The sequence below is a fragment of the Paractinoplanes atraurantiacus genome, from assembly GCF_900215205.1.
In the GTDB taxonomy this organism is placed as follows: domain Bacteria; phylum Actinomycetota; class Actinomycetes; order Mycobacteriales; family Micromonosporaceae; genus Actinoplanes; species Actinoplanes atraurantiacus.
In genome coordinates, this window is sequence record NZ_OBDY01000002.1 from 351,093 (window position 1) to 364,577 (window position 13,485).

The 13,485-nt window shown below is 70.5% G+C and carries 13 protein-coding genes; 10 read left to right on the plus strand and 3 right to left on the minus strand.

The features are described from left to right. Window positions 1-7: 7 nt before the first annotated feature. The 5 genes from CRP55_RS08120 (at window position 8) to CRP55_RS08140 (ending at window position 4,036) form a co-directional block, all read left to right on the plus strand. Window positions 8-757, plus strand: a complete 750-nt coding sequence (locus CRP55_RS08120; protein ID WP_245922872.1) for a cellulose binding domain-containing protein — start codon at window positions 8-10, stop codon at window positions 755-757. A gap of 46 nt (window positions 758-803) precedes the next feature. After that, window positions 804-1,580: a hypothetical protein gene (locus CRP55_RS08125; RefSeq protein WP_097319047.1), complete on the plus strand. Its 777-nt coding sequence runs from the start codon at window positions 804-806 to the stop codon at window positions 1,578-1,580. Between the two features lie 145 nt (window positions 1,581-1,725). Then, window positions 1,726-2,274 (plus strand): carboxymuconolactone decarboxylase family protein, encoded by a 549-nt coding sequence (locus tag CRP55_RS08130; RefSeq protein WP_097319048.1) that lies wholly within the window; start codon window positions 1,726-1,728, stop codon window positions 2,272-2,274. A 44-nt stretch (window positions 2,275-2,318) separates the two neighbouring features. Beyond that, window positions 2,319-3,320, plus strand: a complete 1,002-nt coding sequence (locus CRP55_RS08135; protein ID WP_097319049.1) for a DUF4331 family protein — start codon at window positions 2,319-2,321, stop codon at window positions 3,318-3,320. Window positions 3,321-3,427: 107 nt separating this feature from the next. Next, window positions 3,428-4,036, plus strand: a complete 609-nt coding sequence (locus CRP55_RS08140; protein WP_097319050.1) for a MarR family winged helix-turn-helix transcriptional regulator — start codon at window positions 3,428-3,430, stop codon at window positions 4,034-4,036. 62 nt (window positions 4,037-4,098) lie between these two features. Here CRP55_RS08140 and CRP55_RS08145 read toward each other — a convergent pair whose 3' ends face one another. Both CRP55_RS08145 and CRP55_RS08150 read right to left on the minus strand, forming a co-directional pair. Further along, complete coding sequence (locus CRP55_RS08145; protein WP_218854194.1) at window positions 4,099-5,130, minus strand: SMP-30/gluconolactonase/LRE family protein; 1,032 nt, start codon at window positions 5,128-5,130, stop codon at window positions 4,099-4,101. Between the two features lie 129 nt (window positions 5,131-5,259). After that, a complete protein-coding gene (locus CRP55_RS08150; RefSeq protein ID WP_097319051.1) occupies window positions 5,260-6,003 on the minus strand; it encodes an AraC family transcriptional regulator in 744 nt (247 codons plus the stop codon). Window positions 6,004-6,056: 53 nt separating this feature from the next. On the opposite strand from CRP55_RS08150, the gene CRP55_RS08155 reads away from it, so the two are divergent. The 4 genes from CRP55_RS08155 (at window position 6,057) to CRP55_RS08170 (ending at window position 12,292) form a co-directional block, all read left to right on the plus strand. Beyond that, window positions 6,057-7,244: an MFS transporter gene (locus tag CRP55_RS08155; protein ID WP_097319052.1), complete on the plus strand. Its 1,188-nt coding sequence runs from the start codon at window positions 6,057-6,059 to the stop codon at window positions 7,242-7,244. A gap of 68 nt (window positions 7,245-7,312) precedes the next feature. Further along, entirely contained in the window at window positions 7,313-8,689 is a 1,377-nt protein-coding gene (locus CRP55_RS54420; protein WP_097319053.1) for a ricin-type beta-trefoil lectin domain protein, read from the plus strand. 55 nt (window positions 8,690-8,744) lie between these two features. After that, window positions 8,745-9,551: an SGNH/GDSL hydrolase family protein gene (locus CRP55_RS52835; RefSeq protein WP_218854197.1), complete on the plus strand. Its 807-nt coding sequence runs from the start codon at window positions 8,745-8,747 to the stop codon at window positions 9,549-9,551. Window positions 9,552-9,946: 395 nt separating this feature from the next. Next, window positions 9,947-12,292 carry a tetratricopeptide repeat protein gene (locus tag CRP55_RS08170; RefSeq protein ID WP_097319054.1) on the plus strand — a complete coding sequence of 782 codons (2,346 nt, stop codon included), beginning with the start codon at window positions 9,947-9,949 and terminating at the stop codon, window positions 12,290-12,292. 348 nt (window positions 12,293-12,640) lie between these two features. On the opposite strand, the gene CRP55_RS56180 is transcribed toward CRP55_RS08170, so the two are convergent. Continuing rightward, window positions 12,641-13,162, minus strand: a complete 522-nt coding sequence (locus tag CRP55_RS56180) for a hypothetical protein (RefSeq protein ID WP_179855074.1) — start codon at window positions 13,160-13,162, stop codon at window positions 12,641-12,643. A gap of 7 nt (window positions 13,163-13,169) precedes the next feature. Between CRP55_RS56180 and CRP55_RS56185 the strand changes: the two genes are divergently transcribed. Continuing rightward, window positions 13,170-13,424, plus strand: coding sequence for a GAF domain-containing protein (locus CRP55_RS56185; RefSeq protein WP_179855075.1), 255 nt, complete (start codon window positions 13,170-13,172; stop codon window positions 13,422-13,424). Window positions 13,425-13,485: the final 61 nt, after the last annotated feature.

The window sequence follows — 13,485 nt, forward strand, 5'->3', positions numbered from 1 at the left end:
GGCAAGGATGCGACACAGGTTGAACGCCATGATCGGCGGGGCGGCCCTCGCTCTGACGATCGTGATGACCGGGGCGGCCGGCGCCTCGGCCGCCGGCCCACCGATCTCGGGCGGCGCGCTGCTCGCGGCCACGCCTGGGCCGACGGTGACGTGCCCGCCGGTGATACCGCTGACCGGCACGGTGGCGGGCGCGACCACCACGAGCCTGACGATCAGCTACTCGATCTTCATGGGCCCGCCCTGCGGCTACGACCCGCCGGTCACCGTGACGCTCTTCGCCGGCTCCGAGGACGCCCGGCAGTGGCTGAACCCGGTGGCCGAGGCGGTGTCCGGGCCGGAGCGCAGCGGGAAGGTCACGATCGACGGGCTGGCGCCGGACACCGCGTACTGGTATCGGTTCAGCGCCAACGGCCAGCGCGATCCGTATTGGACCGGTTCCGGGCGGACCGCGGCGGCACAGGCCTGCGCCGCCACCGTCGCGATTGACAGCGCCTGGGGTGAGGGCTTCGTGGCGCGGGTCACCGTGCGCAACCCCGGCGCCGAGACGCTCGGCACATGGAATGTGTCGTGGCGGTGGCCCGGTGACGAGCGGATCGTGTCGCTGTGGAACGGGGTGGCGGCGGACGGCGGTGACGGCGTCACGATCGGCAACGCCCCCTACAACGGCACGCTGGCCCCGGGGGCATCCACGACTTTCGGCATGCTCGTGGCGGCCACGACGCCACCCGGCAGCCTCGATTTGGCCTGTACGCGCTGACCTGTGCCACTGGGAGCGCTCCCAAAACCCGAGACAAAGGAGAACAATGCGCAAGGCCATCATCGCTACTGCCACCGCCCTGATCCTCGGCGTGGTGGCGGGCAGCGTTCCGGCGGACGCGGCCGGCCCCGCCCACCGCGGCGGCTGCACACGCGCGCTGCTGTTCTGCGAGGATTTCGAACGGCTGCCGCCTGGCGGTGCGAGCACGCTGGACTGGGGTGTCGACACACGCAACGGCACGCTGACCGTCGAGCGGGCCGGCCGGCACAATCAGGTGCTGCACCTCCACACCATCGACAACGGACGCGCGTTCCTGCGCGTCGACGACTTCGCCGCGCCGGGCAACCACTTCTACGGGCGGATGCGGCTGCGCGTCGACGCCTTCCCGACCGCACCGGACTGGGCGCACTTCACGCTCGTCGAGGCGACCGGCGCCGGCAGCACCGAGATCGTCAGGCCGATCGGCGGCCAGTACGCGCCTACCGTCCCCGGCGTCTTCTGGGGCGTAGGTGCCGACGGCGGTCCGACCGGCGACTGGACGAACTGGCGGGAATCGGCACCGGTCGTGGAGGACGCCTGGCAGTGCTTCGAATGGACACTGGACCCGGCGGACAACCGCGTCGCCGTGTGGATCGACGGCCGGGCGCGCCCGGAGCTGACCGCCTCCACCACCGAGCACGGCGGCAACGACGTGCCGTTCATCCTCCCGGCCGTGGACACCGTGAAAATCGGCTGGCAGCTCTACCAGAGCGGCACCACACCGGGGGAGTTCGACCTTTGGATGGACGACATCGCCCTGTCCACTAAGCGGCTCGGCTGCTGACCGCGATTGTTTGAGGCGGCGCGCGGCGGTGGTCGGCGCCGCCTCCCACATGTGCTCTGGGCCATAACCGTGACGTCTTGCGCGGCACCCCTCCGATCGGCATAGTTGGCACTGCCAACAATGATCGCAAGGAAGAAGGACCGACATGCCTCGCATCGCCACCGTCGACCCCGCCACCGCCGAGGGTCAGGCCCGCACGCTGCTCGGCCGGGTCGAGAAGGCCCTCGGCGTCACCCCGAACATGATGCGGGCGATGGCCAACTCCCCGGCCGTTCTCGACGCGTACCTCCAGTTCTCCGGCGCGCTGTCCAAGGGCCGGCTGCCGGGCCGGGTGCAGGAGCAGATCGCGCTGGTCGCTGCCGTCGAGAACGAGTGCGGCTACTGCCTGGCCGCGCACACCGTGCTGGGCGCCCGGGCTGGTCTCTCCGAGGACGACCTGGTCGCCGGCCGCAGCGCGCAAGCCTCCGACCCGAAGGTCGAGGCGGCACTGACCTTCGCCAAGTCGATCATCGCCAGCAAGGGCTTCGTCACCGACGCCGACCTGGAGAAGGTTCGCGCGGCCGGCTACGACGACGGCGAGATCGGCGAGATCGTGGCCGCCGTCGCGCTCAACACGTTCACCAACTACTTCAACTCGGTCGGCCAGACCACCCTCGACTTCCCGGCCGTCGAAGGCGTCGCGCTGCGCGACTGACGCAAGCCCGCACCTTCCACCGCTGACCGATTGAGGAGACGACCATGTCCCACCACCTCGATTCGCCGCTCGCCCGTCAGGATCCCCGCCTCAACATCACCGACCAGTACGTGTTCGACGGCCCCGGCACGACGGTCCTGATCATGAACGTGCGCACCTCGCTGGCCGGCGACGCGACCCCTCTCGGCTTCCACGACGAGGGCCGCTACGAGTTCAAAATCGATTTCTTGAGTACGGGCACTGAGGCGCTCACCTTCCGCTTGGTCTTCGACGCCGAACAGAACTACCGCGTCTACCGGCTCACCGGAGCCGAAGCGGCCGACGACGCGGTCACCGGAGCCGAGATCGCCCAGGGCCGCAGCGGCGTGGCGACCTCCGGCGAGGGTGGCATCCGGGTCTGGGCCGGGCGCGCGGCCGAGCCGTTCTCCCTCGACCTGCGGCAGCTCGGCGCGATCGGCCAGATCGTGCAGCACGGGCAGCCGGCCGATCCGCGCCCGCCGGCCGACGTGGCCAGCACGTTCGACGGGGCAACGGTCTCGAGCATCGTCCTGGAGATTCCGCACTCCGACCCGGTGCTGTCGCCGGGGCGTGAGATCCGGGTCTGGAGCGTGGCCAAGCTCGCCACCGACGCCGGCGGCTGGCGGCAGATCAACCGGGCCGGCCTGCCGATGATCTGGCCGATCTTCCGCGACCACGACTCCGAGGTGTCCAGCCACGCCAACGAGACCCAGCCGGCCGAGGACCGGGACCGCTACGGCAAGGCAACCGAGGAGCTGATCCGCGAGACTGTGCGGCGGCTCGGCACCACCAGCCGGCCCGAGGCGTACGCGGCCACCGTGGTCCAGCGCCTTTTCCCGGACACCCTGCCGTACGTCGTCGGCACCGCGGCCGCCTTCTCGTTCGCCGGGTTCAACGGCCGCCGCCTCGGCGACAACGCCCCCGAGGTGATGTTCTCGCTGGTCACCAATTCCGCGATCAGCACCGGCCTGACGCCGGCCCGCACGTCGGACGAGTTCCCCTTCGTGATCCCGGCCGCGGCTCGCTGAGCCCGCCCGCCCGCCGGCCGCGCCACGGCACCGGTGCCGCACCTGGCCACCGGTGCCGTTGCGCGGCAGTACGATGGCGGCCGTACGCAGGGAGAGGACCGTTTCGCATGCCAGAGGTTCCGGGGCCACCCTCGACCAGCCAGCTGCTGACCGGTCTGGCCCGGCTCGGTCAGGCCGTGCGCATGGAGGCCTGGCGCAACGCCGGCCCGCACAACCTGTCGCCGTTGCAGGCCGACATCGTCACGCTGCTGCTCAACAAGCCCGGCCCGATCCGGCAGGGCGAGATCGTGACGGCGCTGGCCTCGACGCCGCCCACGGTCTCCGACGCGGTGAAGGTGCTGCGCAAGAAGGAATTGCTCGAGGCCGCCCGCGATCCCGGCGATGCCCGCGCGATGCTGCTCGGTCTGAGCTCTTCAGGCCGTACGGAGGCTGACCGTCTCCGCAGCCAGTCGGAAAAGCTGACGGGCGCGCTGGCGGTGCTTTCGCACGACGACTTCGCCGCCATGCTCCGCGGCATCACCACGCTGATGCGCGAGCTTCAGGACCGGCAGGCGATCCCGGTCTCACAGATGTGCCTGACGTGCCGCTTCTTCGTCCCACGAGCACACCCGGACCAGCCCGGCCGGCCGCACCACTGCAACTACGTCGACGCCCCGTTCGGCGACGCCGAGCTGCGGGTCACCTGCCCCGACCACGAGCCGCTCACCGACGCCTGAACGCGATCACGCAGAACCGGCGCCGTTCGCCCATGTTCCGCCGGCTGCACGCAAACGCCTTCTCAGTACGGGTATCCGGGCACCCCGAGCGTGATGCCGTAGACCCCGTAGTCGCCGGTCCGGCCCGCGGTGATGTAGAGGGTGCGCCGGTCGGGTCCGCCGAACGCCGCGTTCGTGGCGCCCGCTCCGGACGCGATCGTGCCGAGTTCGGTGCCGGCCGGGGAGAAGACGTGGACGCGGCCCTCACCGTTGGACACCCAGTAGACGTTGCCGGCGCAGTCCACGGTCACGCCGTCCGGGGCGGCGATCGAGGCGAACACGGTGCGAGTGCCGGTGCTGCCGTCCGGCTGGACGGCGTACGCGTAGATTTTGTTCTCGCCGTACGCGCCGGCGTAGAGGACGCGCCCGTCGGGCGACAGGGCGATGCCGTTGGGTTGCCGCACGCTGCCGTCAACCAGGGAGACCTGTCCGTTGGTGACCCGGAAGATCCCGGTCCGGCCGCCCATCTCGTCGGCGCGGCGCCCCCGTTGGAAGCTCGGGTCCGTGAAGTAGACGACGCCGTCGGAGCGGACCGTGACGTCGTTCGGTGAGTTGAACGCCCGGCCCTGATACCCGGTCGCGACCACCGTGCGAGCGCCGTCGGCGAGCCGGAACGCCGACACCGAGCGGTTGTCGTGGGTGGCGGCGATCACCTGCTGCCCGTCCGCGCTCAGCGCCAGCCCGTTGCTCCCGGACGCGGCGACGAAGGTCCCGGCCCGAGTCGGCGGCGCCAAGCGGTGGATCGTCGACGGCTGCACCTGCTGGGCTCCGGCGGCCGCGCCCATGTCCGAGACGAGCAGCTGGCCGGGGCCGGCGAGCCAGACCGGACCCTCGAGGAACGAGAACCCACCCAGCAGCCGCGTCGCCGACAGGGCGGTGCCGGGCAGTGGCGGCTGGGCCGGGGCGCCGGCATCGCATACGCCCGGCGGCGCCCCGGGCGGGGTCTCCGGGCCGGCGGCGGCCGTGGCGGGTGGCACCGCGGCCAGCAGGATCGAGATCATGCCGATGACAGCCGCCGAGCGGCGGCCGAACGATCCCCATGCATCGATGGTCATCATTGAACCGTAGACACCGCTCGCCGCGCTCGCTGCTCTGCTGCCGCGGGCAAGTATTCAGATGACGGCAAGTGACCGCAGCCGAGAACCGTTATGGCGGCGTTCCGATGCCGTCGGCCGGGGCTCGGATCAGCCGGTGGGATGGGCGCCGGGAGTGTGGCCGAACGTGCGGCGGAACACGTCGATGAAGGCGCTGGCCGAGGACCAACCGCATTGATGGGCCACCACGGTCACCGGCGTCTTGTCCGCGAGCAGGATCAGCGCCTGGTGCAGACGCAGTTGGGTGCGCCACTGCGGAAAACTCATGCCAAGATCGCGGCGCAACAAACGGGACAAGGTCCGATCACTGGCACCGACCTCACGCCCCAGCTCGGCCAACGTCCGGTTGTCGGCCGGGTTCAGCTTCAGCAGCGCATGCACCGCGCGCAGCAGCGGATCGGATGGTGCCGGCACATGCAGAGGCTGCTGCGGAGAAGCGCGCAGCTGATCGAGCAGCACCGCCCGCAGCCGGTCACGCTCCGGGCCGGACCCGGCGAAGCCGCGGGTGTACTCGATGATCAGCTCACGCAGCAGGGGCACGACCGACAACACCGTCGGCGTGCCCAGATCGAGCGGGTCACTGGACGCGGGCAACCCGACCAGATGCAGCTCGAGCTCGCCGTACGCCCGGTGGGCGTGCACGGTGCCGGCCGGCACCCAGATGGCACGGGTGCCCGGCGTCACCCACGAACCCGCATCGGTCGTCACGGTCAACACACCCCGGGCGGCATAGATGATCTGGTGCTCGTCGTGGCGGTGCGCGTCGATCTCGGCCCCGGACGCCAGCCACTGCCGGCGAGTCGGAGCCACCGGCTCGTGGCGGACTTCCGTCATCACTCGGCAGGTTATCGGAAGTCAGACAGGCCAGACGTGGGAAGCATGGGGACGTGCGCAAGAGAACGTCCATCACCCTGCTCTCGGTCGGCCATGCCTGTGTCGACATCTACCAAGGCACCGTCGCCGCCCTGGTGCCGCTGTTCGTCGCCGAACGCGCCTATACGTACGCGGCCGCGTCCGGCATCGTGCTGGCCGCGTCGTTGCTGTCCTCGATCGCCCAACCGCTGTTCGGGGCGCTCACCGACCGGTGGAAGATGCCGTGGCTGCTGCCCGCCAGCACCCTGCTCGGCGGGGTCGGCATCGCGCTGAGCGGGCTGAGTGCCAACTACACCCTCACGCTGCTGTTCGTGGCCCTGTCGGGCATCGGTGTGGCCGCCTATCACCCCGAATCCGCGCGCATCGCCCGCCAAGCCAGCGCCGGCAGCAACACCGCCATGGCGTACTTCTCGACCGGCGGCAACGTCGGCTTCGCCCTCGCACCGCTGACGGTCGCCGGCATGGCCGCCCTCGGCGGCCTGGAATGGACCCCACTGCTGCTCGCGCCGGCGCTCGCCGGCACTGCGACGGCAGTACCCGTGCTGTACGCACTCGCCCAGCGCACGAACAACTCCACCGGCCAGACCAGATCAACTGGGCGTGACGACATCACCTCGTTCGTACGGCTGACCTTCGCCGTAATCTTTCGCTCGATCGCCTTCGTCGGCCTCAGCACCTTCATCGCGCTCTACGCCCAGCAGCGCATGAACGGCAGCGCCGCCGCGGGCACCGCCGCCCTGTTCGTGCTCTACCTCGGCGGCGTCGCCGGCTCCCTGCTGGGCGGATCCGCCGCGAACCGCTGGGGCCGCGTCGCGGTGTCCCGCTGGTCCTACGCGATCACCGTCCTCGCCATCGCCGGAGTGGTGTGGACACCCGGGCCCGCCCTCTACCTATTCGTAGCCCTCACCTCCGCCGGCCTTTACGTGCCCTTCTCGCTACAAGTCACTCTCGGCCAGGACTACCTGCCCAGCCGCGTCGGCACCGCCAGCGGAATCACCCTCGGCCTGACCGTCAGCATCGGAGGCCTCGCCAGTCCCGCCATCGGCGCACTCGCCGACGCGACCTCACTGCGGACCGCCTTGACACCCCTGATCGTCATGCCGGCCTTGAGCTGGCTCATGTTCCGCACGCTGCGAAACCCTGATGAGTCAACGCGGAACCTGCCCCTCAAGCAGTGGGCCGGAAGCGCAGCCACACGTTGACGTCTCACCGGGTCGGAGCTATGTTAACGTTCTCAGCATTGACTTACTTCGATCTATGAGGCCGTTCCGTGAGACGACTGCTGCCACTCCTCGGTGTCGCACTGCTGCTCGCGGTGGGGCTCTTCGTCCCGGCCGCCTGGGCCTCGGCCCTGACCGTCACGCCGGGCACCGTGTGGACCGACACGTCACGGAACCCGATCCAGGCGCACGGTGAGGGCATCACCAAGGTCGGCGACACGTACTACTGGCTCGGTGAGGACAAGACCGGCGGCTCCCCGTTCCAGAACATCAAGTGTTACTCGTCCACCGACCTGGCGACGTGGCAGTTCGTCGGCAACGTGCTCACCCGGCAGTCAAGCGGCGACCTCGGGCCCAATCGGATCGTGGAGCGCCCGCACGTCATCTACAACGCCAGCACGGCGACGTACGTGATGTACATGCACATCGACAACAGCAGCTACTCCGAGCGCAAGGCGGGGGTCGCCACCAGCAGCAGCGTGTGCGGCACCTACACCTACCGGGGCAGCTTCAAGCCGCTCGGCCACGACAGCTTGGACGACAACCTGTTCCTGGACGGCAGCACGGCGTACCTCCTCAGCGAAGACCGCACCAACGCCAAGCTGCAGATCTACCAGTTGTCGACCGACTTCCTCAGCGTCACCGCGCTGGTGAAGACCCTCGAGCAGTACGAGTCGCCGGCGATGGCCAAAATCAATGGCACGTACTACCTGTTCGGCTCGCATCTCACCGGCTGGTCGACCAACGACAACCAGTACACGACGGCCACCTCCATCACGGGCACGTGGAGTGCGTGGCGCAGCTTCGCCCCGGCCGGCACCAACACCTGCAATTCGCAGACCACCTCGATCCTGCCCGTCACCGGCAGCACGACCACCAGCTACATCTTCCTGGGCGACCGGTGGAATCCGGGCAATCTGAGCGACTCCCGCTACGTCTGGGAACCCCTGACCATCAGCGGCACCACGGTGTCGATGACCTGCCGGTCCAGCTGGACCATCGACGCCGCGACCGGTGTGGTCGGCACGGGCGGCGGCACGGGCACGGGCATCCTGCGCGGCGTCGGCTCCGGCCGCTGCCTGGATGTGCCCGGCTCCACCACCGCCAACGGGACGCAGACCGACATCTATGACTGCAACGGCGGCGCCAACCAGTCCTGGACCCACACCGCGTCGCAACAGCTCGTCGGGATCGGCGGCAAGTGCCTTGACGTGTACGGCCAATCGACAGCCGCGGGCACGAGGGTCGACATCTACGACTGCAACGGCGGTGACAACCAGCGGTGGAACATCAACAGCAACGGCACGGTCACTGGCGTGCAGTCGGGGCTGTGCCTCGACGTGACGGGCGCCGCCACTGCCAACGGCACCAAGGTCGAGATCTGGACCTGCAACGGCGGCGCCAACCAGCAGTGGACGCGTACATAAGCGCCTCTCAGGAGAAACCATGCGTAAGGTTCGCCTACTGCTCCTCTGCGTTCTCATGACAGCTCTGTCAGCGGTGAGCCCGAGCGGCGCCGAAGCGACGACCTCCTCTTCCGAGTGCGGCGTCCGGATGAAGCCGGCGGCCCTCGCCGCCGCGGTGACGACCAACGTCTGGATGGCCGGTGACTCGACCATGGCCAACCCCCGCACCGGCTGTCCCGTCGGCTGGGCCACCGAGTTCGACGGGCAGTTCCACAGCAACATCGTGGTGAACAACCTGGCCGTTGCCGGTCGCAGCATCCAGACGTGGCTCTACGAGGGTGGCGTCACCGCGACCAAGAATTCCGCCGGCGAATGTGCCCTCAACTCGACGACCCCCTCGGTCAACTGGCAGAAAATGCTCGACGGTATGAAGGCCGGCGACTTCCTGTTCATCCAGTTCGGCATCAACGACGGCGACAGCGCATGCCCCAGGCACGTCGGCGGCGCCCGCTACCAGCAGCTGATGACGATGATGGCGCAGACCGCCCAGGCGCGGGGCGCCTTCCCGGTCCTGGTCACGCCGGTCGCGGCCATCGCCTGTTCCGGTAGCACGGCAACCCTGAACCGCGGCTTCTACCCGGAGACCTTCGCGGCCGGCACCGCCACCGGTGCTCCCGTCATCGATCTACGGACCCTCAGCGTCGACTACTACAACTCGCTCCACCTCTGCCCCAACAACGGCGACTACACCACCGGGCCGGTAGGACAGTTCTTCTGCGACGACCACACCCACTTCGAGGCCTACGGCGCCCGCCGGATCATGCGCCTGGTGACCGGCGCGCTGAGGACACAGAACATCGCACTCGCCGGATCCTTGCTGTAGCGGCCGCGCCGCTGGGGCCGTAGGCGCTTCGCGCTCCAGGCGCCGGTGCTGCTGACCTTGGCCTCGCTCGGCGGCCGGTGCAGTGGCCGGCCGAGGCTGAGGTGGCCGTGCAGGGCACCGTGCGAGTCCGTGGCGGCGGCTCGCACGGTGCCCTGGCATCAGGGGTGGTGAGCCGGCGCAACCCCCCGTTGATCAGCCACGCAGGCTCCGCCACCCCGTCGGAAGTCGGCCGCCGCAGCGCTGCGGCGCCGGTCACGAGCACATCGGTGGGCTCGGTCGCCGATCGGGAATCGCTGTGTCGATATCAGCGCATCGGCCGGGACGCCGGGCGGAATCCAAACGATTCCATACGCGTCGGGGCCGATTGGTATCGTCGGCGCTTCACAGGAGGTGCCATGAGTGCTGCCGACACGGACGGCCCGGCGTCCGAGCTGCCCGATCCTGGACCGGCACGCACCCTCGACGAGCTGGTCGGCTGTCTGCGGGCGCTCAAGCTGTATGCCGGCGACCCCTCGTACGAGACGATCACACGACGGGTCAGCGCGCAATGGCAGGCCGCCGGCCGGCCCGCCGGCGAGCTCGCCCGCCGCGGCACGGTCGTGGACTGCTTCAAGACCGGGCGGCGCCGGATCAACGGCGAGCTGATGCTGGCCGTGGTTCGGGCGCTGCACGACGAGACCGGCTACCTGGCCCACTGGCGGCAGGCGCTGCGCGTCATCCTTGCCGAGACCGCTGCGGCCGCGCAGGTCCGCGTGCTCGACCGGCTCCCGGACGACATCGCCACCTTCACCGGTCGCGACGCCGAGACGGCGGCCCTGCGCCGGCTCGCCGGCCGGCCCGGCCCGGTGGTGTGTGTGCTCGCCGGAATGGCCGGGGTCGGCAAGAGCCAGCTGGCGATCCACGCCGGCCGTCTGCTCGCCGCCGACGCCGCCTTCGACCCGATCCTCTTCGTCAACCTGCGCGGGTTCCATCCCGACGCGGGGCAGCCGCCGGCCGAGCCGGCCGCGGTCCTGGACGGCTTCCTGCGCGTGCTCGGCGTCTCCGGCCACAAGATCCCGCACGGGCTCGCCGCCCGGACCGCGCTGTTCCGCGAGCGGCTGGCCGGCCGGCGGGCGCTCGTGATCCTCGACAACGCGGCCGGCGAGGACCAGGTGCGACCGCTGCTCGCTGACGCGCCCGGCGGCCTGACGCTGATCACGTCGCGCCGCCGGCTCGACGGTTTGGACCCGAAGGTCCACCTCGACGTCGAGCTGTTCAGCGCGCACGAGGCCGAGCAGCTGCTGGCGCGGTCGGTGCCCGGGGTGGAGCTCGGCGCGGACGACGCCGCGTACGGCCGGGTCGCCCTGCGCTGCGGGCACCTGCCGCTGGCGCTCAGCGTGGTGGCCGGCCAGATGGCCGCCCGGGCCGGATGGACGGTCACCGACCACGCCGACCGGCTGGACGAGCGGCACCGCCACCGCCGGCTCGACGGCGGCGTGGAACTGGCGTTGCACGTGTCCTACCGGCACCTCTCCGAGCGCCGGCGGACGCTGCTGCGCCGCATGGCCGCACACCCCGGGCCGGACCTCGACGTGTACGCCGCCGCCGCGCTGCTCGGCACCGACCCGGGCACCGCCGCGGCGCACCTGCGCCAGCTCGCCGGCGACAACCTCGCGCAGCAACCGGTGGACGGCCGGTACGTGCTGCACGATCTGGTTCGCGCGTACGCGGCGGAGCGCGCGCAGGACGAGGATCGGCCGGCGGATCGCCGGGACGCGCTCACCCGCCTGTTCGACCACTACGTGCACGGCGCGGCCGCCGCCATGGACGCGCTCTATCCGGCGGAGCGGCACCGCCGCCCGGAGCTGCCCCCGCGGCCGTCGGCCGGCCCGCCGCTGAACGAACCCAGGGCCGCGCTGCACTGGCTGGACGCGGAACGCGCCACGCTGGTGGCGGTGTGCCTGCAGGCGGCGCGCGACGGCTGGCCGCAACACGCCGTATGGCTGGCCGGACTGCTCTACTCCTACCTGGACAACGGCGGGCACCCGGCCGACGCCTTCGCCGTGCACACCGAGGCGCAGCACGCCGCCCGGCTGCTGGGCGACGGCATCGCCGAGGCCACCGCGCTCACCAACTTGGGCGTGGTGTGCTGGCAGCTGGGCCGGCACCCCGAGGCGGTCGGGCATCTCTCCCGGGCGCTGGCTCTGTTCCAGCAGTTCGGCGACGCCCGCGGGGAGGCGCGCACGCTGGGCAACCTGGGCGTGGTGCACAGCACGACGGGGCAATGCGAGATCTCCGCGACGTACCAGTGGCAGGCGCTGGACCGCTTCGTGCGGCTCGGCGACCGGGTCGGCGAAGCCAACACGCTGACAAATCTCGGCAGCGTGCACGTCCGGCTGGGCCGCCCCGCGCCGGCGGTCGAGCAGAACGGCCGGGCGCTGCGCATCTTCCGCGAGCTGGAACACCGCGGCGGCGAGGCGACCGCACTGAACAACCTGGGTGACGCCCACACCCTGCTCGGCACGTTCGCGGATGCCGTGGGCCACTACGAACAGGCCCTCACGATCTTCCAGGACCTCGGCGAACGCTACGGCCGGACGTGCGTGCTCAACGGACTCGGGCAGGCCCTGGCCGGCCTGGGCAGGCGGTCGGACGCCGTGGCCCGGCACGAGGAGGCGCTGGCGCTGGCCACCGAGATCGACAAACCGGAGGAGCAGGCGCGCGCCCGCGCCGCGCTGGCCCGGCTCGCCGCCGAAACCTGACCGCCGGCGCCGCGCGGCACTGCGCCGAGTCCTCGTGCCGTTCGGACCTGAGTCGCCCATCTGTCGATCCGGCATGCGCGGAAGTCATGCGGGTGGGCAGGGCCGGCGGTCGCGGTGAAACATGGTCCGCTGTCCGCAGGAGTGATCATCAGGTGCGGCCGAGCCCGGGTGGGGTGGTCGGTTGCCGGGCCGGGTTGCGCTGTCGGCCGCGGCGCAGGACCCGGATCGTGGGTTCGATGCGGTGGTGGTGGGGAGTTCGAGCGGGCGTTCGCGCCGCGCTCGCCGCGTACGGCGACACCGATGAGGCCGAGAAGTTGCGCGGGAACGTCGCCGACGCCTACCGAAAGGTCAACAGCTACCGGGCCACCCTTCGACGCGGGCGGCGACCCTACGCTCATCGCCGGCTCGATCGCAGAAACGACAGCGATCAAGAAAGCCGCTCAGGTTCGGCTCGGCCTCACCGACGCACCACCCCACCGGATGACCCGCGGTACGCATGTGACGTTCACAGACGACGACGTCGGCGTAGTGGTTCTCGACTCGGCCGAGGTTCGGGATCGGGCGGCACGGTTGCGCCGCAAGGTTCAGGCGGACCGGGAGCAGCGCCTGATCGACGCCGAGGTCGAACAGACACGTCGCACGCTGCTGCGCGCGGTGCGGCAACGCGTTTCCAGGGACACCGTCGCCTTCTGCGACCCCGACTTTCTCGCCGTTGGCGACCAGCCCGCTCTGTATCGGGCTGTACTCGACGCGGCGGTCACCGCCGGCGGTGCGATGTCGGTGGACCTGCAAACCTACGACAACCAGGCCCGGGTACTGCATATCGCCGCACCACGGTTTCGACGGCGCGTTCCTGCGGTTCTTCGCCACCGTCGCAGTGGGGCAGCCCACCGCCTGCGGCACCGCCCTGACCCGCCGCGAACCGGTCCTGGTCGACGACATCGCCCGTAGCGACATCTTTCGGAGCCGGCAGGTGCTCGAGCCGATCCTGGCCGCGGGCTCACGCGCCGTGTATACCTACCCGCTGCTGACCGGCGACGGCGGCGTTCTGGGCGTGCTGTCCTTTCACTACCGGCACCGTTGCACCCGTACCGCTCTGATTCACGTCCGTGACGTCAACACGGACGCGTGATCGCGTGATCCCCGGCGGCGGACCCGGGCGCGGCCGGCCACCACCGCGCCCGGTCCGTGCA

Excerpts from the sequence above, each read along its gene's own strand:
- CRP55_RS08130 (WP_097319048.1), top strand. The coding sequence starts at position 1,726 with ATGCCTCGCATCGCCACCGTCGACCCCGCCACCGCCGAGGGTCAGGCC.
- CRP55_RS08170 (WP_097319054.1), top strand. The coding sequence starts at position 9,947 with ATGAGTGCTGCCGACACGGACGGCCCGGCGTCCGAGCTGCCCGATCCT.
- CRP55_RS52835 (WP_218854197.1), top strand. The coding sequence starts at position 8,745 with ATGACAGCTCTGTCAGCGGTGAGCCCGAGCGGCGCCGAAGCGACGACC.
- CRP55_RS08120 (WP_245922872.1), top strand. The coding sequence starts at position 8 with ATGCGACACAGGTTGAACGCCATGATCGGCGGGGCGGCCCTCGCTCTG.
- CRP55_RS08125 (WP_097319047.1), top strand. The coding sequence starts at position 804 with ATGCGCAAGGCCATCATCGCTACTGCCACCGCCCTGATCCTCGGCGTG.
- CRP55_RS08150 (WP_097319051.1), bottom strand. The coding sequence starts at position 6,003 with ATGACGGAAGTCCGCCACGAGCCGGTGGCTCCGACTCGCCGGCAGTGG.
- CRP55_RS08140 (WP_097319050.1), top strand. The coding sequence starts at position 3,428 with ATGCCAGAGGTTCCGGGGCCACCCTCGACCAGCCAGCTGCTGACCGGT.
- CRP55_RS08135 (WP_097319049.1), top strand. The coding sequence starts at position 2,319 with ATGTCCCACCACCTCGATTCGCCGCTCGCCCGTCAGGATCCCCGCCTC.
- CRP55_RS08145 (WP_218854194.1), bottom strand. The coding sequence starts at position 5,130 with ATGACCATCGATGCATGGGGATCGTTCGGCCGCCGCTCGGCGGCTGTC.